Below are 22517 nucleotides of genomic sequence, written 5' to 3' on the forward strand. Positions count from 1 at the left end.
AAATCGCTTTCATACGTTAGAATAGATATGTTACATTGAAAGAAGCGAACACGGTAAACTATTTCATATTGTGCGGAGTTGATAACCATGACAAAACAAACAGAATATAAGCGCAAGCCCGAATGGTTGAAAATTAAGTTAAACACGAATGAAAACTATACAGGCTTAAAGAAAATGATGCGTTCTAAAAATCTTCATACCGTTTGTGAAGAGGCAAAATGTCCGAATATTCATGAATGCTGGGCTGTAAGAAAAACAGCAACATTTATGATTTTAGGTGCGGTTTGTACACGTGCTTGTCGTTTTTGTGCGGTTAAAACAGGCTTACCAACTGAGCTTGATTTACAAGAACCAGAACGCGTAGCAGATTCAGTAGTACAAATGGGCTTAAAGCACGTCGTTATAACAGCGGTTGCACGTGATGATTTAAAGGACGGGGGAGCAGCTGTTTTTGCTGAAACAGTACGCGCAGTACGTCGTAAAAACCCATTCACGTCTATCGAAGTATTACCATCTGATATGGGTGGAGTAGAAGAAAACTTAAAAATGTTAATGGATGCAAAACCAGATATTTTAAACCATAACATTGAAACAGTACGTCGATTATCTGACCGAGTTCGCGCTAGAGCAAAATATGAACGTTCATTAGAGTTTTTACGTCGAGCGAAAGAAATGCAGCCTGATATTCCAACTAAATCGAGCATTATGGTGGGCTTAGGTGAAACGAGAGAAGATTTAATTGAAGCAATGGATGACTTACGTGCAAACAATGTGGATATTTTAACTCTTGGGCAATACCTACAACCATCTAAGAAGCATTTACCAGTTCTTAAATATTACCCACCAGCAGAATTTGCAGAGCTTAAAGAAATTGCACTTAGCAAAGGATTTAGCCACTGTGAAGCTGGCCCACTTGTACGTTCTTCTTATCATGCGGACGAGCAAGTACGTTCTGCAAAAGAAAAAACAGCAGAAGCCAAATAATGAAAAAAGAGAGCTAACCATTAGCTCTCTTTTTGTTTGTACTCTAAAACAGTATTTGGGCATGTGAATACAATTTTTTTTAATTCCTCTGTGGATAATTCAATTGTAAATTCGGGTACACCAGGTGTAATCAAAATTTTATCGTACGTATAAATGGAACTATCCACAATAATCGTTACATCTTGTGAATAACCGAAAGGAGCTACACAGCCAGGGGTGCAACCAGTTTTTTCTCGTAACTCATGTGGAGAGCAAAGTGATAAGCTTTCTCCTGTTATTTTTTTCATTTCTCCTCGGTCGAGCCGAGTACCCTCTAACGTAAAAAATACGAAATAATCTCCGGATTTTGATTTTAAAAATAAGCTTTTACTTGGAGTACCTTGCAAACCGAGTCTTTCACGCACGATACGATCTGTCTCATAATCAAGCACTGGCTCGTGTTCAAACTTTTCATAAGAAATATTTGTTTTATGTAGTAAAGAAAGTACATCTTCATACATATGGAATGATACCCCTCTCTATTGTTAATACAGTCTCTTCTCGTGGCGTCAACTGAGTGTTTCGGAAAGGGATACTACTTGGACGACGCTTCCCATAATCGTTTTATGATACTTTGTTCACCGATTGTAATTTCGTAAACATCAGGATTCGTTAAAGTTCTCCATTCATTAAAGCCGATCGTATGATCAAAGTGCTTTAAAATGAGTGTAAGTAAGTTTCCATGTGTAATGAGTAGTGTTGTAGTATGGTTTAATTTTAAAACGTCTTGGATAAGCGATATAGCACGGTCCGTCGCTTGTTTTGTTGACTCTCCGCCTGAAAAGGCAATATCTATGTTTGTAAAAGTAGATTCTAGTTTTGGCATCCAATCATCCATGGGAACGTTGCTTAATATACGTTCAGCTAATCGTTCATCCTCTTCGATAGATAGGTTAGCTTGGAGCGCATAGGGCCGAATAGAATCGATAGCTCGGACAAATGGGCTCGAAATAATATGATCTATTTGTAGCTGATTTTCTAAAAGGAATGTAGCAAGGATATTAGCTTGATTTTTTCCGGCAGTCGTTAATTCGGCATCACGTTTTTGTCCAGTTGCGGAACAATGTCGTATTACAATAATTTTCTTCATAATTCATCCCCATCTTTCAAGTTGACGCTATATACTTCGACAAATGTAGAAATAATTCCTTTTTATTGGAAACAGCATATGGATTTAAATATGTGGAAAAGTAATGTGGATAATGAAAAATTGAGGTGCCACTATGAAAAAAATGATGTGCATTGTATTCATTATTTGTTTTCTTATGCAATTATCCACAACATATGCAGAATCCAATGAAAAGTTAGATTATCCAAGCAATCGAAATAAGCCATTTGTGAGTGAGGATGTGTTTTATAAACAGTTAGATAAGAAAATTTATAAAGAATACAAAAATGCAGCATATAGTGTTCGGAAAAAAATCTTATTTAAAGAAGTGCCTGATGAAGAATTTTCTTTCCTACAAAAAACAGCTGTCGGTTGTCGAAGTAGAGTGGTGCTTCAAGATTTTTTGTTCACCCTGATTGCCAAGTGTACTTCTTTGCTTCTTTTACTCAAAATGAAGTAGAAGAGTTTTATAAGTATATCGTTATAGATGCAGAAACAAAGAGGGAGCTGCAAGAGGGCAAAAGTTATCATCATTGTGATAATCCTTATAAAGTGAAACTTTAATCAGTGGGGGATTTGTCCACTGATTATTAGTTGAACCAATCGGGCAGTTACGGACAGTTGATCTCTCGCCTAACTTCTCTGCATTTGCCGAACTTTGAGGTGAGAGTCCTACCGCCCGTTAGTGCGGAGTAAAAAATAACCCACCAACTGGTGGGTTATTTTTTACTCCGGCACACTCATTAATTTCACTTTCATTTTGCGAATCACAACGAGAGCACAAATTGTTAGTAGAAGAGTAATCCCTTCTGCAACAAAGATGTTGATCGTTTTTGTTTGGTAAAGTGCTGCGAAAAAGTCTACGAATGCGTGGAATAATATAGCATATACAAGGAAGATGTACTTCTTTTGTTTTACTGCGTATAAAACAAGCATTGTAAAGGCAATTTGCAATACGAGTGCCATAATTCTTTCTACGCTACCAAGGAAGTAAAAATAGGCAGGCTGCTCGATTAACATGTCCTTTACAAGGTTTAATTGAGGTAGTTTTTCTGCCATTTGAGCGAAGCTACCATCGTTAATAGCATTTGCGAATATAAGAGTTTGCAATGCAGAGAATCCGCCAACTAAAATAGATTCTATCCCGCCGTGACCAATTCCGTAAGCAAAGCCATCTTTATATTCTAGATATTTTTTTAGTAGGAAGAAGAAGGCAACGAAGCGTCCTAATTCTTCAAAAATACCAGCAGTTAGCCCGCCATAAAGTGCGAAGACAAATGGATTTTCTAAAAATGGAGCGATTGCTGGATTACCGCGCATAAATAGATGAAATGGTGTTTCGAGAATTTGGGTAAATCCGATAAAGATAAGAACACCAACTCCGACCACTTTCCAATTAATATTATATTTTTTACGGAAATAAACGAGTACAATAATTGGGACCAGAACCGAAACAACGAGTTGCATAATGATGCTGGCAATTACAGTATTTGAAACCATACTTTCACCGCTTTCTAATATATGTACATATCTATTATGCATGAAATATGGGAGAGATGAAACTTTTAGAGATAAATTGAAACTTTAATCAATGGGAGTGTTGTCTATTCCCCGAATTTTGAGGTGAGGGTATTACTGCTCGCAAATAGAGGGATAAAATGAATTTACTTATTGACTCTAACGTTGCGTCATACTTTATCGTATGTATTAAGGGGGAGATACAAATGACAATGAGAGTAAAAGAAGTAGCTGATTTAGTTGGAATTAGTGTGCGCACACTGCATCATTACGATGAAATTGGGTTGTTAACCCCAGACGAGACGACAGAATCTGGATATCGTCTGTATTCTGACGAAAATTTAGAGACACTGCAGCAAATTTTATTTTTTAAAGAGCTAGGCTTCCCTTTGAAGAAAATTAAAGAAATTATCATGAGTCCGTCATTTGATCGCGAAGAAGCATTACAGCTTCATAAGAAAATGCTTTTTGAAAAACGTGCGAGGTTAGATAAGGTGATTGCGACGATTGATAAAACAATTCAGCATACAAAAGGAGAGATTGAAATGACGAACAAAGAGAAATTTGAAGGATTTGATTTTAGCCATAACCCATATGAAGAAGAAGCGCGTGAAAGATGGGGAGATACAACTGTAGATAAAGCGAACGAATATGCAAAAGGTATGTCAAAAGAGAATCAGGAAGAGTTTAATACTATTTACAGAAATTTAGCAGCGCTTAGACATGGTGCACCTGATTCTAAAGAGGCACAAGAAGCTATTAAAGTATGGTATGATTACTTGCAAAACTTTGGTGAATATTCATTAGAAGCCTTCAAGGGACTCGGTCAAATGTACGTCGCTGATGAGCGCTTCACGAAAAATATTGATAAGTTTGGCGAAGGGTTAGCACAGTTTATGTGTGATGCGATGGAGGTTTATGCGGATCGTAATAAAAAATAAAAAGTAAAACAGGTGGAGGTTTTCTCCACCTGTTTTACTTTTTAATCATATCATTTAAAGTCTGATCCTCTGTATTGTTCAAATGAGGATTTTTACTCATTTCCCGTTTTAACATATCGAGGCTTTGCGTATATTCTGTATCATTTAAGCTACCTGATTGAAGTCCTTGAATTTGAGAAATCAACTTTTGGTCTGTCGATACATATGCTTTATAATAGCGAGGAACGATGGACAAAGCAGCTTTATATACTTGATCCGCTACGAGTTTCGGATCCGTTGTGTTTGCACGGTATACAACAAATACTTCATCATCGGTAACGAGCGTAGCAGCGTTTGTAACGTCAGGAAGTTTGACTGTCATGCTTGTAATCATTTCAGCAACTTTCTCACGGTTAATGGCTCCTACTTGTTTGTTAGATACTTCATGCTTTTGTTTAGATGAATAACCGACTCTCGTTAATCGTGTATTTGTATTTTCCGTATGATACATGTCGTTTTTGTTGGAAACAAGAACACGGCTTCCTTCCTCACGTTCCATTTCGGCTTTATTCGTTGATTGGCAGCCTGCAAATAGGGAAAGAGTGAGAAGGGAAAGTAAAATTTGTTTTTTCACGATGTATCACCTCCTTCTCCATAGCATGTACTAATTTGCAATTTTTTGTATTTGAAATTGTTGGTTGTTATGCTTTGTGATACGATAAAAAGAAGAATGCTTAGAGAGGAAGTTAATGATGGAGCAAAAGCAAGAAATTCATGCTACGGTGAGCATTAATAATGTTCAGTACGAAGTAATTAAAAACTTTCGTGACGGTTTTAGTGAAGAAGCATTTAAAGAGCGCTATGCAGAAATTTTAAATAAATATGATTATATCGTTGGAGACTGGGGATATGAGCAACTTAGATTGCGCGGATTCTTTGATGATAGTAACCAACGTGCGACATATGATACGAAAATTAGTACTTTATCAGAGTATTTATACGAGTACTGTAACTTCGGTTGTGCACACTTCGTATTACGAAAAGTGAAGAAATAAAAAAATCCTCTTACGATTGTAAGAGGATTTTTTCATAGCAATTATACCAGTTGTGAGGAGGCTGTTTACTTTCAAAATAAACAGCACCTTGGCAAATATAATCGTTTTTTTCATATAGACTTAATGAAACCGGATTGCGAGTAAAGCAATCTAGGCGTATGCCTTTGTAACCTTCCCGTCTTGCTTCACTTTCCCAAAAAGATAAAAGTACTTTACTATATCCTTTTCCTTGCGAGAGAGGATGGATAACGAAAGAGTGGACGATAAGAAAGCGTCCGTCTGTTTCTGACCAATCAATTCGTTTATATTCGGGAGACTGCCACTCGTTTAACACGACAGCACCAACGAGTGAATCATCCTCAAACAAGCAATAGAGTTCATCTTGTTCTAAGTGATAGGAAATATGTTCTCGAGCTGGATAAGAATCATCCCATTGGTAAATTTGATTTTGTAATAGCGCTTTTTTACATTCTGTATACATTCCATCTAATTCGTCTAATAAATCCATCGTACCTTTTCTCACGTTTAGCATGAGGCACCTCCTTATAAACAAATTGAAATATAATCGCCTTCAGAGAGTTGTTTATTTGGTTTCATTTGTTGTCCGTTCAATTGAATATCCCCACTTTTAATTTTATCCACAATGGTAGTACGGCTCCAATCTGAAATATATGTGGATAACACTTTATCAATTCGGTGGGAGCCAAAAACGATGTCTAATACAATCGTGATTTCAACTATGCCACTTTCTTTATGTTGTGTCATAGAAATGGTAGTAGTTGTTTCTGTTTGGTCTTGCTGAATCATATCGATTGTTTCGACATGATCAGTAAATGATTTATAAATGCGCAGTTTTTGATTCCACGTATGATCGTTCGGGCATTTATAAATGGCAAAGCGGTATATGTTTTTTCCATTGGCGTTATGCCTGCGAATATTCGTATCAGTAAATAGGGTATTACGTCCGCAATTTTTACAATATTTTTCGATTGTGTTTTGCTGATTTTCATATAAACTCCAAGAAAGTTGTACTTTCTGCATTTTCCTTCACCTCTTATAGTAGTGGTAAAGGAACGTAATACAGCTATTTGGATGTCTTGTAGTATGAAGACATGAGAAGTAGACAAAAATAAAAAGAGGTTCCCCAAAGAGGAACCTCCGTAAACATCATACTACAGATGCGTTACGTTCCTTTGTAATGGGAATGGGCAGACTACTCCCTTGAAAAAGCACCGTGCTTTTTTGAGAGTAATGCTATCCAATTGCTGGTCCATTACAAAGTAAATGTTGGCATACGTAGATAACGTCCTTTCTATCCAAATAGATTTGTACATAAGTATACCACGAGAGATTGAAAATTCAAAATAATTACAGTGAAAAAACACCAGCTAAAATAGCTGGTGTTTGAGATAAGTTATATAAGTTCAAATAAAAATGAGCGTAATTCTTCTGCAATTTCTTCAGTCATAGAAAATGCGTGCTCTAAGTAGCCTGGTTCGTTTAAATCGTCAGGACCGATGATTGCAAATTTATTGCTCTGCATATCAAGGACAATTGTTTTACCGTAATGACGATCGGAGTATAAAAGCGCTAAATCATGACGCTCATTTTCTCCCATAAAGCTAACGAAACGAGTTTTTGTAGCGACAGTATCGTCGTACAGAAAGAAACGTTCTTCCATACACATGGCTCCTTTATTAAATATCTAAGTTTAAGTGTGGTTTATGATCTAAATGGTGATGCGTTTTAATGAAACGTACTGTTCTTGTTTTGTAACGCATAACGATAGAATATGTTTCAGCTAAATCTCCGCCTAGGAATTTCACGCCGTCTAATAACTCACCAGCAGAAACACCTGTTGCTGAGAAGATTGCATCATCACCAGATACTAAGTCATCTAACATAAGAAGTTGACGAGGATCTTCTAATCCCATTTCACGACAACGAGCTTCTTCTTCTTCGTTCATTGGAACTAAGCGAGCTTGCATTTCACCTTCAAGGCATTTTAATGCTGCTGCAGAAATAACGCCTTCTGGAGCTCCGCCAACACCTACGAATAAGTCGATACCTGTTCCAGGGAGTGCTGTTGCGATTGATGCACCAACATCGCCATCACCAAATAATTTCACGCGAGCCCCTTTTGCACGAACACGGTCAATAATATCTTGATGACGTTCACGTTCTTGAATGATAACTGTTAGATCACGAATCTTTTTATTGTTAGCTTCTGCTACAATTTCAATTGTTTTTTCAATTGGATCATCTAAGCTAATTTTACCAGCTGCTTTTGGACCAACCGCGATTTTTTCCATGTACATATCAGGAGCGTGAAGAAGGTTTCCTTTATCTGCGATTGCGATAACTGCCATTGCGTTTGCAAGACCTTTTGCAACGATGTTTGTACCTTCTAATGGATCAACGGCGATATCTACTTCTGGACCGTTACCTGTTCCTAGTTCTTCACCAATATATAACATCGGTGCTTCATCAAGTTCTCCTTCACCAATTACAACTGTACCTGCCATGTTTACTGAATCGAACATATCACGCATAGCTGTAGTTGCTGCATCATCTGCTTCATTTTTCTTTCCGCGGCCCATCCACTGTGCGGATGCTAATGCTGCTGCTTCTGTTACACGGACAATTTCTAGTGCGAGTTCACGTTCCAAGATTTCATTCCTCCAATTTCAAAAATCATACAAATATAACTATAACAAATAACGGAGAAAAGGTGAATTCGAAAAATTGTCGATTTTTTCAGAAGAAAGCGTTACAATTAAAATGTAAATGCTTTAATTTCCAGGTAGGTGACATGAATGTACTTCGTAGACAGAAAAAAAATAGAACAAATGCTAGTATGTTTAGAACGAGCAACAAATACATTTCAAGAGAAGAAGATATATGAAACCGAGTTTGAATTTTATGCATTAGAGCGCATAGCCCATCTTATGATTGATTGCGTATTAGATGTAGGGAATGCGATGATTGATGGATTTATTATGCGCGATCCAGGAAGCTATGAAGATATTATCGATATTTTAATGGATGAGCGAGTGATAAGTGCAGAAGAAGGACAAGGAATGAAAGAAATTATCCTTCTTCGAAAAATGCTTACGCAAGATTATATTCAAATGAATCATGATGAATTATATAAGACGATTCAAAAACATATTGCGGTGGTAGAGAACTACCCGGCAAATATTCGCAGTTATTTAGAGAAGGAATTAGGGCCTGTATCTGCATTTGTACCAGAATAATTATGCTTATGAGATCCCCGGGAATACCTTTTGGGGATCTTATATTGTATGTGAGAAAGAAAAGGGAAAAGGGAGAAGGGAGAAGGGTAAAGCATGGGGGAAGCACGCACTACGAAAGACGAGATTGTCCAATTGTTGAAAGTAAAGGGAGAACATACGGTAGCAGAATTAGCTGACGTTTTAGAGATTACAGAAATGGCGATTCGAAGACATTTAAGTAATCTTGAGAAAGATGGGTTCATTTATTCTAAGATGGTCAGGCAACATGTCGGAAGACCAACTTATTTGTACGGGTTAAGTGAAAAGGGAGAAGATACATTCCCGAAAGAATATAAGCAATTTGCGATTGATATGCTAGAAGATTTAGCTCGAATGGGCGATGAAAAAATACTTCGTTACGTTTTGAAAGAAAGAACGAAGCGAATGGAAGAAAAATTACAAAAGAGAATTAGTAATCAAAAGAACTTAGCATATAAAGTGCAAGAGGTAGCAGCAATGCAAGAGAAAAATGGTTATATGGTTCAAATAAAGAGAGATGGAGAGAACTCTTTCGTAATTGAAAAGCAAAACTGTCCGTTAAAGGAAATTGCAGAGAGATTCCCGCAAGTATGTGCAGATGAAAAAGAGATGTATAAGCGTTTATTTGCGAATGCAGATGTAAATACGCTAGCAAACATGTGTGAGGGTGATTGTAGTTGTTCTTACCAAGTAAAAGAGAAAAAATGAACGTTCTGGGGCGCTTTAAGGTAAAGCGTTTTTTTCTTTTGGAAAAGGGGGTAATATAAGAGTGGTATGATAGATGAGAACTCTAGCATAGAAGGAGAGACATAATAGATGTATAAAGGTTATTTAATTGACTTAGACGGTACGATGTATCGTGGTGAAGAACAAATTGAAGAAGCAAGCGACTTCGTGAAAGCATTAGGAGAGCGCGGCATTCCGTATTTATTCGTTACGAATAACTCAACTCGTAAACCAGAACAAGTTGCAGAAAAACTTGTTCGTTTCGATATTCCAGCGAAAGCAGAGCAAGTATTCACAACGAGTATGGCGACAGCGAATTTCATTTATGAACGTAAACAAGATGCAACTGTATACATGATTGGTGAAGAAGGCTTACATGATGCTCTTGTGGAAAAAGGATTTGAACTTGTGGATGAAAACCCTGATTTCGTTGTTGTTGGTTTAGATCGCGACATCACATATGAAAAATTAGCAAAAGCATGTCTTGCTGTACGTAACGGTGCAACGTTTATTTCTACAAATGGAGATATTGCTATTCCAACTGAGCGTGGATTATTACCAGGTAACGGTTCATTAACATCAGTTGTTACAGTATCAACAGGTGTGGAGCCAATCTTTATTGGAAAACCAGAATCAATCATTATGGAACAAGCGTTAAAAGTGCTTGGCATAGGAAAAGATGAGGCATTAATGGTTGGGGATAACTACGATACGGACATTTTAGCGGGAGTAAATGCTGGTATGCATACCCTTCTTGTCCACACTGGAGTCACAACTGTGGAGAAGTTAACAGAATACGAAGTACAACCGACACAAGTTGTGCATAACTTGACGGAGTGGATTGAGAAGATGTAATGAAATGCAGGTAGCCGGAAGAGGTTACCTGTTTTTTTATGCACAATTGCATATGTACTATAGGGATATAAAATGTAAAATTTATATGTAATGATGTAAATGGGGAAATAAGAGTGTACTGGATGTCATGTATTATGTTTATTTTTACATTATGTGTTTTATTCTTTGTTCTACGGAAGATATATAAAATAAATGAAATGAAAAAAAGCGCGGGAAAGCTTATTGCAGCATATCCTCGGGTGAAACGACGTTGGATTGCCTTACTTGGACCAGCGTACTTTATCGGACAATGTATGTATATATATGCTCAATACGTAAGTGGTGATATTGGCACACTTGAACAGTTTCTCATTCAGTCAGGTAGTTATGCTGTAGCAAGTTGTTTTATGATTTTAATAGCGATCCATCTTATTAAAAGTGTACAAATATATGAAAAAGGTGTAATAGACGGATTGAACTATTATTCATACGAAGAATTAAAAGGCTATAAAACATCAACATGGGAAAATCCAAAAGAAAATATATTTTTATATCGCGGGCGAGAAAAAATGAATGATAATGTGAATTTACTTATTAGACAGGAAGATATGAATGAATTAGAAAGCATTCTTCAAAGATATATTCCGAAATTGATGATGAAATAAAAACTCCGGTTGTTATAACCGGAGTTTTTTTATTAAAACGCACGATTCACTACATCTTTAACTTCTTCAAGGTATTGTTTACGCACACTGTCATCCACAGAAGGAACACTTGTATAGAATGTATGCTCAAGTGTTTCAATGCCTGTAAATTCAAAAATACCAACATCTGCTGTTTTTTTCATTGCATCAAACATACCGCCTGCTGTGTATACTTCTTTTGAATTTCCCATCGTAGATAATAACAATCCTTTTTTACTGCTTAATAATTTTTCAATACCATTCTCACCGTAAGCATAAGCGAAGCCGTGGCTAAATACACGGTCAACGTATCCTTTTAAAATAGCAGGAAGACCTGCCCACCAAACTGGGTAAATGAATGTAATACTATCAGCCCAAGTGATATGCTTTTGTTCTTCTTTAATATCTTCTGGTGTGTTTCCTTGGGAAAATGAGATGAAATCGGAAGCACCTAATACTGGATTGAAGTTTAATTCATATAAATCACGAACGCGTACTTCATGACCTTTGCCTTCTAATTCACTTTTTACAGTTTCTAAAATTGCATGGTTAAAGCTTTCTGTATTCGGGTGTGCATAAACGATTACATGTTTCATTGTTCTTCCTCCTACTTGTGGATATGTGAATAGTTTTTAAATATTCGTGTAACTATTATGGTTACTTTCGTTGCGAGAGTCAACTTTTCTGACGTGAGAAATAAAGTGAAATTTTAATCGGTGGGGGCTATCCATCCCGCACTGATTATTTGCTTACACTAATCGGGCACTTAATGCCGGTTAATATAAATGTTAGTATGTGACAAAAAAATACAAAATAGTAGGGATTTTGCATTTTCGGATAGAATATATAGATTGGTAAATAGAGAGAGAAGGGGATATCGGGATGAATATTATTGAAATTGAAGGGTTAGAAAAATCGTTTGATATTGGAGATAGTAAAGTAAAGATCTTAAAAGATATTAATCTTCAAATTCAAAAAGGAGATTTTGTTTGTATTATGGGGGCAAGTGGATCGGGGAAAACGACCTTACTTCAGCTGTTAGGTGGATTAGATATTCCATCAGTAGGTAGTATTCGAGTTAATGGTACGGAGATTTCAACATTAAAAGAAAAAGAGCTCGCTTTATTTAGAAGGCATAAAATCGGTTTTATTTTTCAACAGTTTAATTTAATTCCAGTGTTTAATGCGGAGGAAAATGTAGGGTTGCCTTTATTATTAGATAATGTTTCGCAAAAAAAGGCAACGGTGACAGCAAATCGTTTATTAGAACTCGTTGGATTGAAAGGAAAAGCAAAGCATTTACCAGCACAGTTATCAGGTGGGCAACAGCAAAGGGTTGCGATAGCAAGAGCCTTTGCAAATGAGCCAGCTATTATATTAGCTGATGAGCCAACAGGGGCTTTAGATTCAGAAAACAGCAAAAATATTATTGCGGCACTTCGCAATGCATGTGATGAATTAGGGCAAACAGCTGTCATTGTAACGCACGATCCGTTCGTAGCGGCCCATGCTGATAAAGTCGTTTTCTTATTAGATGGTGAGGTGATTCATGAGCATGCTGAAAGTAAAGGATGGAAATTTCGAAATATCCCGCAACAAGTTATCCACATTCAAGAGATTATGAATCGTCACTTTAAAGTAGGAGGTAAAGGTGATGCGATGGGTAATTAAGTATGCGGTAAAATCGATGAAACAAAATTGGTTGCGAAATATGTTGATTGCCCTCGGTGCAGCTTTAGGTGTTATGTTAGCGACGATGTTATTGCTAGGCAATCAATCAGTAGAGCAAAGTGTGAAGGAACAAGTAGTAAGTCGGTATGGAGATTATAATTTACAATTTGGCTATATAAAAAATGATATGTATTTAAATAATGAAAGTTTAAAAGGAATAGATGGCTTAGAAAATGCTGAAAAAATATCAAAAGCACTTATACCGTATCCTTTTCCACATTATAAAGAATTATCGGGAAAGCCATCTTATTGGGGTGTTGAGCAAGATTCTCCAGAAATGCATTCTTATAAAATATTAGAAGGACGATATCCGAAAGAAGGTGCTGAAGTAGCACTGACAAAAGGGTATACAGATCGTGAAAATATAAGGGTAGGAGATACGATTAAACTGCCATTTCCGCAGCATGGTGAAAAGACTGTGAAAGTTGTCGGTATTTTAAATCCACCGTTAATGGCGTCAATGGGACATAGTGCTTATTTTCCAATCCATTGGCTTCAAAAAGAATTAAATTTGCCAAATCAATTCAATCTTGTTCAAGTGAAAGTACAAGATATAAATGTGAAAAAAGCAATTGCTTTTGATGTACATAAAAAGATTGAAAATATAAAGGTGGACCAACGTACTTATGTAGATAAGGCATTTGAACGACTAAATGTAATGAAGCCATTAATTTTTAGTTTAGGTGGTATTGCCTTATTTGTTGTAGCCCTTTTAATAATGGGAAGTTTCTTCTTATCTGTCAGAAGTCGATTTAAGCAATGGGCATTATTACGTGCACTTGGTAGTAATCCAAATCAAATTATATTAGTCGTTTTATTAGAGGCTTTATGTATTGGGGCAATCGGATCGCTAGCAGGAGTTATTCTTGGAGCAGGTACGCAAACAATCGCCGCATCATTTATTAATAAATGGGTGAATATTGAGGGAGCAGGGAAAGAATCATTTTCGATTTCAGGCGAGATTTTACTCATTACGTTTTTACTAGGAATTGTTATGTCTATTATAGGGGCTATTATACCAGCCTTCATGGTTAGAAAGATTCCACCAGTTCAAGCGCTTAGGCCAGGTCTGCCTAGTAATGAGAAAAAAGAAAAAAGATGGAGTGCTTTTAGTGGTAGCATTCTAATCATTGGTACTGTTATTGGACTAACGGGTCACGTATTAGAGCGGTATGTCGGTTTTAATCCAAGTGCGATAGGTGCGCTGTTATTTGCGGTCGGTTTGTTATTTGCGATTCCGTTATTTATTCGGATGATAGCACCAGTGATTGCAAAACCACTTCAAATGATATTACGAATTGAAACGACGATTAGCAGCCGGAATGTAATTCGTTATCGAAATAAGGCAGCTGTATCGGTTGCTATACTAGCATTTGGTTTTATGTTAGCACTTGTTGGAACGATGTATATAAACTCTATTTACGAAGGCATGAAAGATGGGTTACAAAAACATTTACCAGCTGATTTAGTAATAAGAATTCCAATAGAGTCGCAAAGTACTGAAGTATTACCATTTAGTTGGATGGAGAAGGTTAAAAAAGTTGATGGTGTAGAAGAGAGCGTAGCAAATGTTACTGACTTTACAGCGAAGCTTATAAATTATGATTTTAAAAAAGCGGATCAAGAATGGTATGAAAATGTGAGGAAAGATGATTTTGAATATGATGTGATAGAAGTTGTGGGGAATGATATTGTTGCTTATCAAAAAGTAACAAAAGCGAAAGTGATTACAGGACAAGATTTAAATAAGCCATTACAAGATGGTGAGGGAGTCGTTACGAAGAGAACTGCTAAAACATTAGGGATTCAGTTGCATGATACGATTGAAGTACAAGGGAAGGGGAAAGAAAAACAAACGATTAAAGTCGTTTCGATTATTGAGCAAGGATTAAGGGGAAGAGGATTAGACATTTTCGTAAATGAACAATGGGTTCGTGATAAGTTTTACGTGCAAGGATATGAAGCAATTCAAGTTATGACAAATTCTAATCAATCATTTGAAGAGATTAAGAAGCAAGTAAAACAAATTACAAATAATAAAGAGAACGTAGAAGTTATTAATAGCCATGAGTTATTGAAAGAACAGGAGCAGTTATTATCGCAAATGATGATGTTAATTCGCTTGTTAGTTTTAATTGTTTTCATTATTTCTGGAATAGGGTTAATGAATGCGATTGTCTCAAGTTTACATGAAAGACGTGCTGAAATTAGTATGATTCGTGCGGTAGGGGCTATTCCGAAGCAAATGAGAAGGATTGTTTTATTAGAGGGAACTTTACTTGGAGCGATAGCTGGTTGTATTGGCATTTTTGGCGGGATTTTGTTTAGTTATATTGTGTTATCAAGCTTAGATTTAACGGTTATTATCATTCCGTATAATCAAGTTTGCATATTAGCTTTTGCTAGTGTGGTACTTGGAGCAGGGGCAGCGATGATTGCTTCATTACAATTAAGAAAGTTCAAATTAAGTGATACTTTAAAGGAATTATCGGCATAAAAGATTGCTATACCCCGCTCATACAAAGAACAAAGAAGACAAATAAAATGATGACAATACCAATACCGAAGTTAAATACGAGAGTACTATCCATATATGTAACCTCCTTGTTTTAAAGTGAAAAGCACTCTAGTCAGAGTGCTTTTTATTTTGAATCTCCCGTAACGTACTTCACAACTTTTAGAAAGGGATTCATGCGTGTAAAGAGTTACATTATTTTATGCGTTTATTTTGGGGAATGAGTAAGTCCTTATGAAATATAGAAAAAAGACACTCTTTCGAGTGTCTTTTATGATGACAAAATGTGTCAATTGCTTGAGTTCGATAAGACGCTAATTTCCGTTTTAACGCCTTTTCTTTAATCAAGAAGTGTAGCAACAGCGATTCAAATAAATTGTACCATTTGTGTAATGTTTGTGTGCATGCAATTCTGCATATTTCAATTAGAGGGAAATAAGGTGCGGAGAATGAATGAGTATATAGAACACTTGATAAGGAGAGAGAAGGATGGATATACATAAGTTAACGGTAGAAGAAGCAAATGAGATAAATACGTGGACGTACGAGGAACCATATAATTTATATAGTTTTTCAGGCGAGAAAGAAGTGATAGAAGAGCTATTAGATGGAACGTATTATGGCTGTTGTGACGATCAAGGAGAGTTCATCGGCTATTTTTGTTTTGGAGAAAATGCACAAGTACCAGGTGGAAGAGATACTAATTTATATGGTGGAGAAAATCTGATTGATATCGGACTTGGTATGAAGCCGGCGTTAACAGGGAAAGGAATGGGGAAAGAATTTTTCAAAGCTGGAATAGCGTTTGCCACGAAAGAGTTTAATGCAAAAATGTTTCGATTAAGTGTAGCAACATTTAATACAAGAGCAATTACGCTATATAAAAATATAGGTTTTCAGCAAGGACCTATCTTTTTGAGCCGCGGAAGAGAATTTATGCTCATGGAATATGAAAGACCGTCAGCATAAAACTAACGGTCTAGAAAGCATTATTATTATTCCGAGTGATCAGCTCGGTGCGCTAAACGGCTTGAAGCAGCGGCAGCGATTCCGCCAACGATATCATCAAGGAATGTATGCACTTTGCCAGTTGATTTATCATTTAAGTATTCTAAAATACCAGGTTTTAATTTATCTATATATCCAAAGTTCGTGAAACCGATAGAGCCGTACACGTTAACGATAGAAAGTGCGATAACTTCATCAATTCCGTATAAGCCTTCATCACGTTTTACGATATCTTGTAACGGCGCACTTAACATTCCTTTTTCAGCAAGGACATCGAGTTCGATACCAGTAATTAGTGCGTTTTGTACTTCACGTTTTGATAATACACGCTCAACGTTATAACGGCATTCTGACATCTCTAAATTTGGATGATATTTTTTTTGAAGAAAATGAACAAGTTCAGCAATATCGTCAATTGTTACACCGCGTTCTTGTAATAGTTGTAATGCTCTTTCTTGTAGTTGATTTGATTCTTTCATGTTTATCACCTTTTTTTCTTTTTAGTATTTGTATACGTTTCGTTGCTTTATCATGTGCATAGGAATGAAAGGCGAGCACAAGCTCATATATATAAAGAAAAACCATAGGTGGCGACTGCGATGATTCAGCATATTTATGAGCATTATCACATGCATGTTAAAGAATTAATCCCCCTTGGCCCCTATAAAAGCTTTTGGATTCGCAACAAAATTTATGTACTTGTTCCAATTGGAGAAATGGAGGAAGAAGTACTTGTAGAGATGAAAAAGCTCAGTGACTATATGAACCAGCAAGGGGATATGACTGTAGCGACTTTCGTTCCGACTATACACGGCTACTATGTAAGTGAGATAGAAGAACAAAATTACTGCTTATTAAAAGGTATGCGCACGTTAGAACGACATGCTATGTCATTAGGAAGTGAGCTTTCTATATTCCATAAACGAGGTGCATTCTTTCCAGAAGAAATTGAGCAATTAAGCCGCATTGGTGAATGGAAAGCGTTATGGGAAAAAAGGCTCGATCAATTAGAGAAATTTTGGCAATCACAAGTGATGAACCACCCTACAGACGTATTCGATCAATTGTTTATCGAATCCTTCCCGTATTATTTAGGAGTTGCGGAAAATGCAATTCAGTATGTTGTCGATACAGAGATGGATGATACGCCACAAATGACCGATGCGGCAACAATTTGCCAGGAGCGATTTACACCTTTATTATGGCATCAAACGAAGCGTCTAAAACTTCCTTTTGAGTGGGTGTATGATCATCCCACTCGAGATATAGCAGAATTGATTCGCTATATGATGATTGAAAAGAAGAAAGACTGGGAGCAAACAATCGTTCAATTTGTTACAGATTATGAACGCAATTATTCGCTATCCTCATTTGGTTGGCGCTTATTATTTGCAAGGCTCCTGTTCCCGCTCCACTATTTTGAAACGGTCGAACGATATTATCAAACTGGGAACGAAGAACAAAAAAGTATATATAGAGATCGCTTAGAAGCTATTTTACATGATGTGAACCGCTCTGAGCAATTTATGAGGAATTTTTATGGATCACTTCGTTTGCCAATTGATAAGTTAGGGATTAGAAAATTAGATTGGCTATCTTAAAAGTATAAAAAAGAGACCGATTGAGGTCTCTTTTTTATACCGCAATTGTATATGTAATACATTATGCTCCTACCTGTTGATCTGCACATATATTTAAAATGAATTGATTTCTTTCGATTTTTTCATTTACTTTACTCAATAATTCTTGCTGGATTTCTTTAAATAAAAATTGATAGCTTGTATTCCATGTTGGTATAACGGACGAAAGGCCTAATAAATATTCTTTTTTCTCTTCTAGTTCTTGAATTGTTAAAAAAGTGTTCCCCATTTTTGGCATGTGTCGTCCCCCTATGTTTTTTACTTCATCCCGCTATTTGTGGGAATCGGGCTGCCCGTAAACGCCCACTGATTATAGTTTCACTTTATATGTGTGAACGATTCACTATATAGTATTAATTATCGCATTTTTTGAGAATGATTTCCAATTTTGTTTTATGATGTTAAAGGAGAAGTGTTATTTGAATAAAAAAAGAGACCCATTGGGGTCTCTTTCTAGGAAGCGATTCTGAACGAGCCGCTTCTGCTTTTAATTAATATCTAGCTCCAGCGGCTAAAATGTTCGGTGGCTTCGCTTCTTCCGCCGAGGCAAAAAGCGCCTCTATGTCAGAAGCTCCATCCTCCTCACATTTTGAACGAGCCGCTTCCGCTTTTAATTAAAATACTTGCTCTACTTCAATAACGCCTGGTACTTCTTCAAGTAACGCGCGCTCGATACCAGCTTTTAGTGTGATTGTAGAACTTGGGCAGCTTCCGCATGCACCCATAAGGCGTAATTTTACGATACCTTCTTCAATGTCTACTAATTCAACGTCTCCGCCATCGCGAAGTAAGAACGGACGTAATTTATCTAGTACTTCTAGTACTTGTTCTTGCATATGTGGGTTTTCCATTTTTATCGACTCCTTTCATCAGTTTTATTATAATCAAGATAGAGGGGAAAATCTATTTTTTCTGTTCTTGTTTTATTGTCGAAATATTTTATCATGTGTACAACGTGTTTTTTCAGTATAGGGGTATGGAATAAGTTTGTAAAATGATGTGCTTATGTAATAAGACATCTGAATATACTGTTAGAACAAGGAGTGGGGGAGAAGAAATGGTTAATGTGCAAGTGTATGGGACGAAAGTGATTTGTGCGAGCTGCGTCGGAATGCCATCTTCAACAGAAACGTTTGAGTGGTTACAAGCGGCGATTGGTCGTAAATATGAAGGACAAGAAAATAAATTTAATTTCGAGTATATTGATTTTCAACAAGAACAAGAAGATGAAGATAAAAAAGCATTCGCAGAGCGCGTAGTAGAAGAAGATTTATTTTATCCAGTCGTTCTTGTGAATGGAGAGATTGTTGGAGAAGGAAATCCTCGTTTGAAGGATGTTTACGAGGAAATCGAGAAATATTTATAAAGCAGGAAGCCTTTGCGAATTTGCGAAGGCTTTTTTTTATGGAGGGATAGATGTGGAGAATGGAATAAAACAAGCTTTACCAGCAGAAGTAAAGCAGTTAATGGAGCAGTACATAGTAGGGTTAAAAGAAATTTTTTTAGATGGAAAAATAGTCGGAGTATATGTTTACGGCTCTATTGCGCTAGGTGCATTTCATATAGAAACGAGCGATGTTGATTTTGTTGCAGTACTAAATGATTCCGTGAATGAAGCTGAAAAACAACAAATTGTAGAAATGCATAAGAAAATGAGTGAAAGTACGCTAGGTAAAAGAATGGACGGTATGTATATTCCGCTTGCTGACTTAGGGAAATACAATCATGAAATAAATGAGTACGTGTATTGTGCAGATGGTAAGGCGAATATAGGTCATTGGGATATTAATGCGGTCACATGGTGGACATTAAAAAATCAAGGCATTACAGTTATCGGGAAAGAAGTAGAAGACCTTCCACTTCAAATAAAGTGGGATGATGTAGTCAATACAATGCAATACAACGTAGAACAGTACTGGAGTGAAAAAGCGAAGCAGCCATATTTATTTTTTATAGAAGAATGGGTAGAATCAGCTGTCGTTACGATGGGGCGTATTTTATATACGTTAGATCATAAAACAATTGTTTCAAAAGATAGAGGATTGCAATACTTGTTAGAACGCTCAGCGAAAGAATGGGAGCCTTTATTAAAAGAAGTAGAGCGAATGAGGTATGATCCAAAGGAGAAGAAGAAACTTTCTATTTGGAGAAGGGCTGATATGACGAAGAGATATTTGCTTAGTTTAATTGAGGAGTGTAGGGGGAAATGGTAGAGAAAATAGTAAAAGCATCCTTTGTATGAAGGATGCTTTTACTATTGATATATAATGAAAAAGTACTTTACACGGAATGAGAATTCGAAAGATAATATAAAAAAATATGTAGGCGAGGAAAGCAGATGAGTAAATATAAATTACATATAAATAAAGAACAACTATGGAAAGGTTGTATCTTAAAGTCGATTGCAGATGCAATTTTTGTAGCACATGCTCCTGATTTCTCGCATGAAAGTTCATGGGATGGGTTTAACTATAATATGCAAGATAGTCAAGGCGGAAGAGGGACAATTACGTTTCATCCGGATTATACGATCGTATGTCTGCAAGATGTGAATAGCGAGAGAATTGAAGAGTGGATTGATGCGGCAAATTATTTTGAAGGGGCACCTTCGGAAGTAATAGACATTGCGAAAGAGGAAGCACTTCAATACGTATTAGAAGAAGTAGAAGGCGAAACAGTTCCTTTTATTACAACTGCATTTTGGATTGAGGATAGCGGTGCGTATTCAATTGATCCATTTGAAGAGATGGAAGAGCACGGTGGATTTTTATTAGAAATTCCATTACTTGATACGGAATCAGCAATTGAAAGATTGGAAGAAGAGTATGAACTGACAGCGGAACAAATAGAACTTTTACAATTCGTGTATGAGAGAAAAATCCAAAATCCAAACGAGAAAATTAAGTTGTCTAAAGAGGAAGTAGCAATGATTGGGACGGATGATAGTGAAGGGTTAGAAGTGAGCAAAGCGTCATTTGAAGAAATGAATATTACTTGGTAGTTGTAGGAGGATAAAATGTTTCCGATTGGTGAGCAGCCGAATATTACGAAAGATTTAGTAAGTATAGCTGGTAATTTAGAAGAGCTAGCGATTGAGGGGAAAACAAAAAATATAGAACGACTAGCATCTTTACAAGTTAAGAAGTTATGGGTGTTCGCAGTAAATCAAAAGCAGTTTGAGCATGTTCTTACGTATGCTCGTCCCGATATATTATACGTTTACGAAATGAGGGTCGAGGATTTAAGTAGTCTTCAGAAATTATCTAATTTACAACATTTATATATATGCTGGAATACAAAAGCGAAGACGTTATGGGATATCGCGTATAATAAACAACTCAAGTCTTTACTAATTGATGATTTTTCTAAGCTAGAAGATTTAAGTGCTTTAGGTAAGTGTCCACAACTCAATACCTTCTATATGGGCGGAGGGATAAATACAGCGATGAAAGTACAAACTTTAAAGCCGCTTGCTGAATTACAGCATTTGAAAAAGCTTACTCTTATGAACTTAAAGGTTAAAGATGATTCGTTAGAACCTTTAATACAATTAAAAAATTTGAGGGAGTTAAGCTTGTCTAATCAATTTAAGGTGCAAGAGTATGCAAAATTATCTGTAGCATTGCCATATACGGAATGTGAGTTTTTTAAACCTTATGTATATATGAACGATGCAATAGGCGGGAAAAATATAATGGTGACCGGAAGAAGAAGGCCATTCCTGAATTCGAAAACGGATACCGTAAAGATGCAAAAGTATGAAGAACAATTTAAAAAGTTACAAGAGGAATATAAAGGACTAGTAGAAAGCACAATGTAAATGTACATTGTGCTTTCTACTAGTTTTTTCATATACATATCAACTTCATGAAAGAATACTTTTTCTTTTTTCTCGTTATTAAGATGCACAGAGCAATGTAAATATTGCTGTAAATAGGGATTAGCTTGTTCGTACTGTTTTAATTTGTAGAAAGAAAAACAGGTAAGAAGCAGAAACGCTTTTTCTTATAATATTGGAACGACGGCTAGTAACGGAGTAATGGAATGTATATTTATTTTTGTTAAATTTTCATAAGAAGCCCACGTTTGAAACCAGTCGGAAATGGTAGAAAGGTAATCCGGAATGTCGATAGTTTCATGTGAAACATTATGCAATAATTGGTTCTGTTATATAAAGATGGGGAAATTTATATTGCTACTTCAAATTTAGAATTAATAATACTTGATGCTGAATGTGGCGAAGTAAAAAATATAATGAAACTCCCTAAAAATGTTGTTGAAATAGATTTTATTGTATCAATTGAAGAAGTTAATAATAGATTATTCATTAGTTGCGTGAGTGGAAATATGTTTGAAATGGTAGAAAGTTAACTTGTGAAGTCTTTTAAGTCGAGATTTTAGGTTGGACCATACCATAATAGTATTTTATATAATAGGAGTAGGATGTGTCCAAATGATCTTGGGGCATCTTTTTTTGTGAA

At 36.3% G+C, this 22517-nt stretch carries 27 protein-coding genes and 3 pseudogenes; 17 read left to right on the forward strand and 13 right to left on the reverse strand.

Features of this window, described 5'->3' with window-relative positions:
* The first annotated feature begins 87 nt into the window (after nucleotides 1-87).
* Nucleotides 88-984 carry a lipoyl synthase gene (gene lipA, locus JDS98_RS21885; protein ID WP_000166372.1) on the forward strand — a complete coding sequence of 299 codons (897 nt, stop codon included), beginning with the start codon at nucleotides 88-90 and terminating at the stop codon, nucleotides 982-984.
* A 20-nt stretch (nucleotides 985-1004) separates the two neighbouring features.
* On the opposite strand, the gene JDS98_RS21890 is transcribed toward lipA, so the two are convergent.
* A complete protein-coding gene (locus JDS98_RS21890) occupies nucleotides 1005-1484 on the reverse strand; it encodes a YbaK/EbsC family protein (RefSeq protein ID WP_097957499.1) in 480 nt (159 codons plus the stop codon).
* Nucleotides 1485-1558: 74 nt separating this feature from the next.
* Complete coding sequence (locus JDS98_RS21895; RefSeq protein WP_097957501.1) at nucleotides 1559-2113, reverse strand: histidine phosphatase family protein; 555 nt, start codon at nucleotides 2111-2113, stop codon at nucleotides 1559-1561.
* 133 nt (nucleotides 2114-2246) lie between these two features.
* Here JDS98_RS21895 and JDS98_RS21900 point away from each other — a divergent pair.
* Nucleotides 2247-2695, forward strand: a pseudogene (locus JDS98_RS21900) (hypothetical protein).
* Between the two features lie 162 nt (nucleotides 2696-2857).
* Here the strand turns inward: JDS98_RS21900 and JDS98_RS21905 are convergent.
* Nucleotides 2858-3673: a YhfC family intramembrane metalloprotease gene (locus JDS98_RS21905; protein WP_002039875.1), complete on the reverse strand. Its 816-nt coding sequence runs from the start codon at nucleotides 3671-3673 to the stop codon at nucleotides 2858-2860.
* Between the two features lie 182 nt (nucleotides 3674-3855).
* Between JDS98_RS21905 and JDS98_RS21910 the strand changes: the two genes are divergently transcribed.
* A complete protein-coding gene (locus tag JDS98_RS21910) occupies nucleotides 3856-4590 on the forward strand; it encodes a MerR family transcriptional regulator (RefSeq protein ID WP_097957503.1) in 735 nt (244 codons plus the stop codon).
* 34 nt (nucleotides 4591-4624) lie between these two features.
* Here the strand turns inward: JDS98_RS21910 and JDS98_RS21915 are convergent, their stop codons facing one another.
* The gene (locus tag JDS98_RS21915) at nucleotides 4625-5203 is read right to left on the reverse strand and encodes a YhcN/YlaJ family sporulation lipoprotein (protein ID WP_087969457.1); all 579 of its coding nucleotides are present in this window, start codon (nucleotides 5201-5203) and stop codon (nucleotides 4625-4627) included.
* Nucleotides 5204-5321: 118 nt separating this feature from the next.
* Between JDS98_RS21915 and JDS98_RS21920 the strand changes: the two genes are divergently transcribed.
* Nucleotides 5322-5624, forward strand: coding sequence for a YutD family protein (locus tag JDS98_RS21920; protein WP_000435941.1), 303 nt, complete (start codon nucleotides 5322-5324; stop codon nucleotides 5622-5624).
* Nucleotides 5625-5634: 10 nt separating this feature from the next.
* Here the strand turns inward: JDS98_RS21920 and JDS98_RS21925 are convergent, their stop codons facing one another.
* The 4 genes from JDS98_RS21925 to glpX form a co-directional block, all read right to left on the reverse strand.
* Nucleotides 5635-6156, reverse strand: coding sequence for a GNAT family N-acetyltransferase (locus JDS98_RS21925; RefSeq protein WP_098911483.1), 522 nt, complete (start codon nucleotides 6154-6156; stop codon nucleotides 5635-5637).
* Between the two features lie 11 nt (nucleotides 6157-6167).
* Entirely contained in the window at nucleotides 6168-6665 is a 498-nt protein-coding gene (locus JDS98_RS21930; protein ID WP_001174592.1) for a hypothetical protein, read from the reverse strand.
* A 373-nt stretch (nucleotides 6666-7038) separates the two neighbouring features.
* Nucleotides 7039-7305: a DUF3055 domain-containing protein gene (locus JDS98_RS21935; protein ID WP_000392613.1), complete on the reverse strand. Its 267-nt coding sequence runs from the start codon at nucleotides 7303-7305 to the stop codon at nucleotides 7039-7041.
* A 16-nt stretch (nucleotides 7306-7321) separates the two neighbouring features.
* Entirely contained in the window at nucleotides 7322-8293 is a 972-nt protein-coding gene (gene glpX, locus JDS98_RS21940) for a class II fructose-bisphosphatase (protein WP_000439085.1), read from the reverse strand.
* Between the two features lie 147 nt (nucleotides 8294-8440).
* On the opposite strand from glpX, the gene JDS98_RS21945 reads away from it, so the two are divergent.
* From JDS98_RS21945 to JDS98_RS21960, 4 genes are all read left to right on the forward strand, one after another.
* A complete protein-coding gene (locus JDS98_RS21945) occupies nucleotides 8441-8881 on the forward strand; it encodes a DUF86 domain-containing protein (RefSeq protein ID WP_000273995.1) in 441 nt (146 codons plus the stop codon).
* A gap of 93 nt (nucleotides 8882-8974) precedes the next feature.
* Complete coding sequence (locus JDS98_RS21950) at nucleotides 8975-9607, forward strand: helix-turn-helix transcriptional regulator (RefSeq protein WP_000503334.1); 633 nt, start codon at nucleotides 8975-8977, stop codon at nucleotides 9605-9607.
* A gap of 108 nt (nucleotides 9608-9715) precedes the next feature.
* Nucleotides 9716-10480, forward strand: a complete 765-nt coding sequence (locus tag JDS98_RS21955) for a TIGR01457 family HAD-type hydrolase (RefSeq protein WP_000276473.1) — start codon at nucleotides 9716-9718, stop codon at nucleotides 10478-10480.
* Nucleotides 10481-10593: 113 nt separating this feature from the next.
* Nucleotides 10594-11124 (forward strand): iron ABC transporter substrate-binding protein, encoded by a 531-nt coding sequence (locus JDS98_RS21960; protein WP_098710744.1) that lies wholly within the window; start codon nucleotides 10594-10596, stop codon nucleotides 11122-11124.
* A gap of 32 nt (nucleotides 11125-11156) precedes the next feature.
* Here JDS98_RS21960 and JDS98_RS21965 read toward each other — a convergent pair whose 3' ends face one another.
* The gene (locus tag JDS98_RS21965) at nucleotides 11157-11738 is read right to left on the reverse strand and encodes an NAD(P)H-dependent oxidoreductase (protein WP_099004209.1); all 582 of its coding nucleotides are present in this window, start codon (nucleotides 11736-11738) and stop codon (nucleotides 11157-11159) included.
* A 286-nt stretch (nucleotides 11739-12024) separates the two neighbouring features.
* On the opposite strand from JDS98_RS21965, the gene JDS98_RS21970 reads away from it, so the two are divergent.
* The 3 genes from JDS98_RS21970 (at nucleotide 12025) to JDS98_RS21980 (ending at nucleotide 16357) form a co-directional block, all read left to right on the forward strand.
* On the forward strand, nucleotides 12025-12813 hold the full coding sequence (locus JDS98_RS21970; protein WP_199632808.1) for an ABC transporter ATP-binding protein: 789 nt from the start codon (nucleotides 12025-12027) through the stop codon (nucleotides 12811-12813).
* Complete coding sequence (locus tag JDS98_RS21975; protein ID WP_199632807.1) at nucleotides 12797-15370, forward strand: FtsX-like permease family protein; 2574 nt, start codon at nucleotides 12797-12799, stop codon at nucleotides 15368-15370. Before JDS98_RS21970 ends, JDS98_RS21975 begins: the two co-directional genes overlap by 17 nt.
* A gap of 507 nt (nucleotides 15371-15877) precedes the next feature.
* Complete coding sequence (locus JDS98_RS21980) at nucleotides 15878-16357, forward strand: GNAT family N-acetyltransferase (RefSeq protein WP_199632806.1); 480 nt, start codon at nucleotides 15878-15880, stop codon at nucleotides 16355-16357.
* A gap of 26 nt (nucleotides 16358-16383) precedes the next feature.
* Here JDS98_RS21980 and JDS98_RS21985 read toward each other — a convergent pair whose 3' ends face one another.
* Nucleotides 16384-16875 (reverse strand): phosphatidylglycerophosphatase A family protein, encoded by a 492-nt coding sequence (locus tag JDS98_RS21985; protein ID WP_000665097.1) that lies wholly within the window; start codon nucleotides 16873-16875, stop codon nucleotides 16384-16386.
* A 120-nt stretch (nucleotides 16876-16995) separates the two neighbouring features.
* Here JDS98_RS21985 and yutH point away from each other — a divergent pair, with 120 nt between their 5' ends.
* Complete coding sequence (gene yutH, locus JDS98_RS21990; protein ID WP_000614220.1) at nucleotides 16996-17997, forward strand: spore coat putative kinase YutH; 1002 nt, start codon at nucleotides 16996-16998, stop codon at nucleotides 17995-17997.
* 61 nt (nucleotides 17998-18058) lie between these two features.
* Here the strand turns inward: yutH and JDS98_RS21995 are convergent, their stop codons facing one another.
* On the reverse strand, nucleotides 18059-18274 hold the full coding sequence (locus tag JDS98_RS21995) for a hypothetical protein (RefSeq protein ID WP_001125484.1): 216 nt from the start codon (nucleotides 18272-18274) through the stop codon (nucleotides 18059-18061).
* Nucleotides 18275-18650: 376 nt separating this feature from the next.
* Nucleotides 18651-18887 (reverse strand): NifU family protein, encoded by a 237-nt coding sequence (locus tag JDS98_RS22000; protein WP_000431159.1) that lies wholly within the window; start codon nucleotides 18885-18887, stop codon nucleotides 18651-18653.
* Nucleotides 18888-19093: 206 nt separating this feature from the next.
* On the opposite strand from JDS98_RS22000, the gene JDS98_RS22005 reads away from it, so the two are divergent.
* The 4 genes from JDS98_RS22005 to JDS98_RS22020 all read left to right on the forward strand — a co-directional run bounded on the left by JDS98_RS22005 (nucleotide 19094) and on the right by JDS98_RS22020 (nucleotide 21856).
* Nucleotides 19094-19402, forward strand: a complete 309-nt coding sequence (locus tag JDS98_RS22005) for a YuzD family protein (protein WP_000248598.1) — start codon at nucleotides 19094-19096, stop codon at nucleotides 19400-19402.
* Entirely contained in the window at nucleotides 19371-20249 is an 879-nt protein-coding gene (locus JDS98_RS22010; protein ID WP_199634312.1) for a nucleotidyltransferase domain-containing protein, read from the forward strand. Before JDS98_RS22005 ends, JDS98_RS22010 begins: the two co-directional genes overlap by 32 nt.
* A 125-nt stretch (nucleotides 20250-20374) precedes the next feature.
* Complete coding sequence (locus JDS98_RS22015) at nucleotides 20375-21037, forward strand: hypothetical protein (protein ID WP_097957517.1); 663 nt, start codon at nucleotides 20375-20377, stop codon at nucleotides 21035-21037.
* A gap of 15 nt (nucleotides 21038-21052) precedes the next feature.
* On the forward strand, nucleotides 21053-21856 hold the full coding sequence (locus tag JDS98_RS22020; protein ID WP_087969446.1) for a leucine-rich repeat domain-containing protein: 804 nt from the start codon (nucleotides 21053-21055) through the stop codon (nucleotides 21854-21856).
* Between the two features lie 5 nt (nucleotides 21857-21861).
* Here JDS98_RS22020 and JDS98_RS30335 read toward each other — a convergent pair.
* Nucleotides 21862-22203: pseudogene (locus JDS98_RS30335) on the reverse strand (DUF4304 domain-containing protein); the annotation flags it as partial.
* Here JDS98_RS30335 and JDS98_RS30790 point away from each other — a divergent pair.
* Nucleotides 22198-22407: pseudogene (locus tag JDS98_RS30790) on the forward strand (outer membrane protein assembly factor BamB family protein); the annotation flags it as partial. The pseudogenes JDS98_RS30335 and JDS98_RS30790 overlap by 6 nt on opposite strands.
* Nucleotides 22408-22517: the final 110 nt, after the last annotated feature.

This window comes from Bacillus cereus group sp. N11, assembly GCF_016483605.1.
Classification (GTDB): domain Bacteria; phylum Bacillota; class Bacilli; order Bacillales; family Bacillaceae_G; genus Bacillus_A; species Bacillus_A toyonensis.

Bases quoted from the DNA above. Each gene is read 5' to 3' on its own strand.
- lipA (WP_000166372.1), top strand. From the start codon at position 88: ATGACAAAACAAACAGAATATAAGCGCAAGCCCGAATGGTTGAAAATT.
- JDS98_RS21890 (WP_097957499.1), bottom strand. From the start codon at position 1,484: ATGTATGAAGATGTACTTTCTTTACTACATAAAACAAATATTTCTTAT.
- JDS98_RS21895 (WP_097957501.1), bottom strand. From the start codon at position 2,113: ATGAAGAAAATTATTGTAATACGACATTGTTCCGCAACTGGACAAAAA.
- JDS98_RS21905 (WP_002039875.1), bottom strand. From the start codon at position 3,673: ATGCATAATAGATATGTACATATATTAGAAAGCGGTGAAAGTATGGTT.
- JDS98_RS21910 (WP_097957503.1), top strand. From the start codon at position 3,856: ATGACAATGAGAGTAAAAGAAGTAGCTGATTTAGTTGGAATTAGTGTG.
- JDS98_RS21920 (WP_000435941.1), top strand. From the start codon at position 5,322: ATGGAGCAAAAGCAAGAAATTCATGCTACGGTGAGCATTAATAATGTT.
- JDS98_RS21925 (WP_098911483.1), bottom strand. From the start codon at position 6,156: ATGCTAAACGTGAGAAAAGGTACGATGGATTTATTAGACGAATTAGAT.
- JDS98_RS21930 (WP_001174592.1), bottom strand. From the start codon at position 6,665: ATGCAGAAAGTACAACTTTCTTGGAGTTTATATGAAAATCAGCAAAAC.
- JDS98_RS21935 (WP_000392613.1), bottom strand. From the start codon at position 7,305: ATGGAAGAACGTTTCTTTCTGTACGACGATACTGTCGCTACAAAAACT.
- JDS98_RS21945 (WP_000273995.1), top strand. From the start codon at position 8,441: ATGTACTTCGTAGACAGAAAAAAAATAGAACAAATGCTAGTATGTTTA.
- JDS98_RS21950 (WP_000503334.1), top strand. From the start codon at position 8,975: ATGGGGGAAGCACGCACTACGAAAGACGAGATTGTCCAATTGTTGAAA.
- JDS98_RS21955 (WP_000276473.1), top strand. From the start codon at position 9,716: ATGTATAAAGGTTATTTAATTGACTTAGACGGTACGATGTATCGTGGT.
- JDS98_RS21965 (WP_099004209.1), bottom strand. From the start codon at position 11,738: ATGAAACATGTAATCGTTTATGCACACCCGAATACAGAAAGCTTTAAC.
- JDS98_RS21970 (WP_199632808.1), top strand. From the start codon at position 12,025: ATGAATATTATTGAAATTGAAGGGTTAGAAAAATCGTTTGATATTGGA.
- JDS98_RS21975 (WP_199632807.1), top strand. From the start codon at position 12,797: ATGCGATGGGTAATTAAGTATGCGGTAAAATCGATGAAACAAAATTGG.
- JDS98_RS21980 (WP_199632806.1), top strand. From the start codon at position 15,878: ATGGATATACATAAGTTAACGGTAGAAGAAGCAAATGAGATAAATACG.
- JDS98_RS21985 (WP_000665097.1), bottom strand. From the start codon at position 16,875: ATGAAAGAATCAAATCAACTACAAGAAAGAGCATTACAACTATTACAA.
- yutH (WP_000614220.1), top strand. From the start codon at position 16,996: ATGATTCAGCATATTTATGAGCATTATCACATGCATGTTAAAGAATTA.
- JDS98_RS21995 (WP_001125484.1), bottom strand. From the start codon at position 18,274: ATGCCAAAAATGGGGAACACTTTTTTAACAATTCAAGAACTAGAAGAG.
- JDS98_RS22000 (WP_000431159.1), bottom strand. From the start codon at position 18,887: ATGGAAAACCCACATATGCAAGAACAAGTACTAGAAGTACTAGATAAA.
- JDS98_RS22005 (WP_000248598.1), top strand. From the start codon at position 19,094: ATGGTTAATGTGCAAGTGTATGGGACGAAAGTGATTTGTGCGAGCTGC.
- JDS98_RS22010 (WP_199634312.1), top strand. From the start codon at position 19,371: ATGTTTACGAGGAAATCGAGAAATATTTATAAAGCAGGAAGCCTTTGC.
- JDS98_RS22015 (WP_097957517.1), top strand. From the start codon at position 20,375: ATGAGTAAATATAAATTACATATAAATAAAGAACAACTATGGAAAGGT.
- JDS98_RS22020 (WP_087969446.1), top strand. From the start codon at position 21,053: ATGTTTCCGATTGGTGAGCAGCCGAATATTACGAAAGATTTAGTAAGT.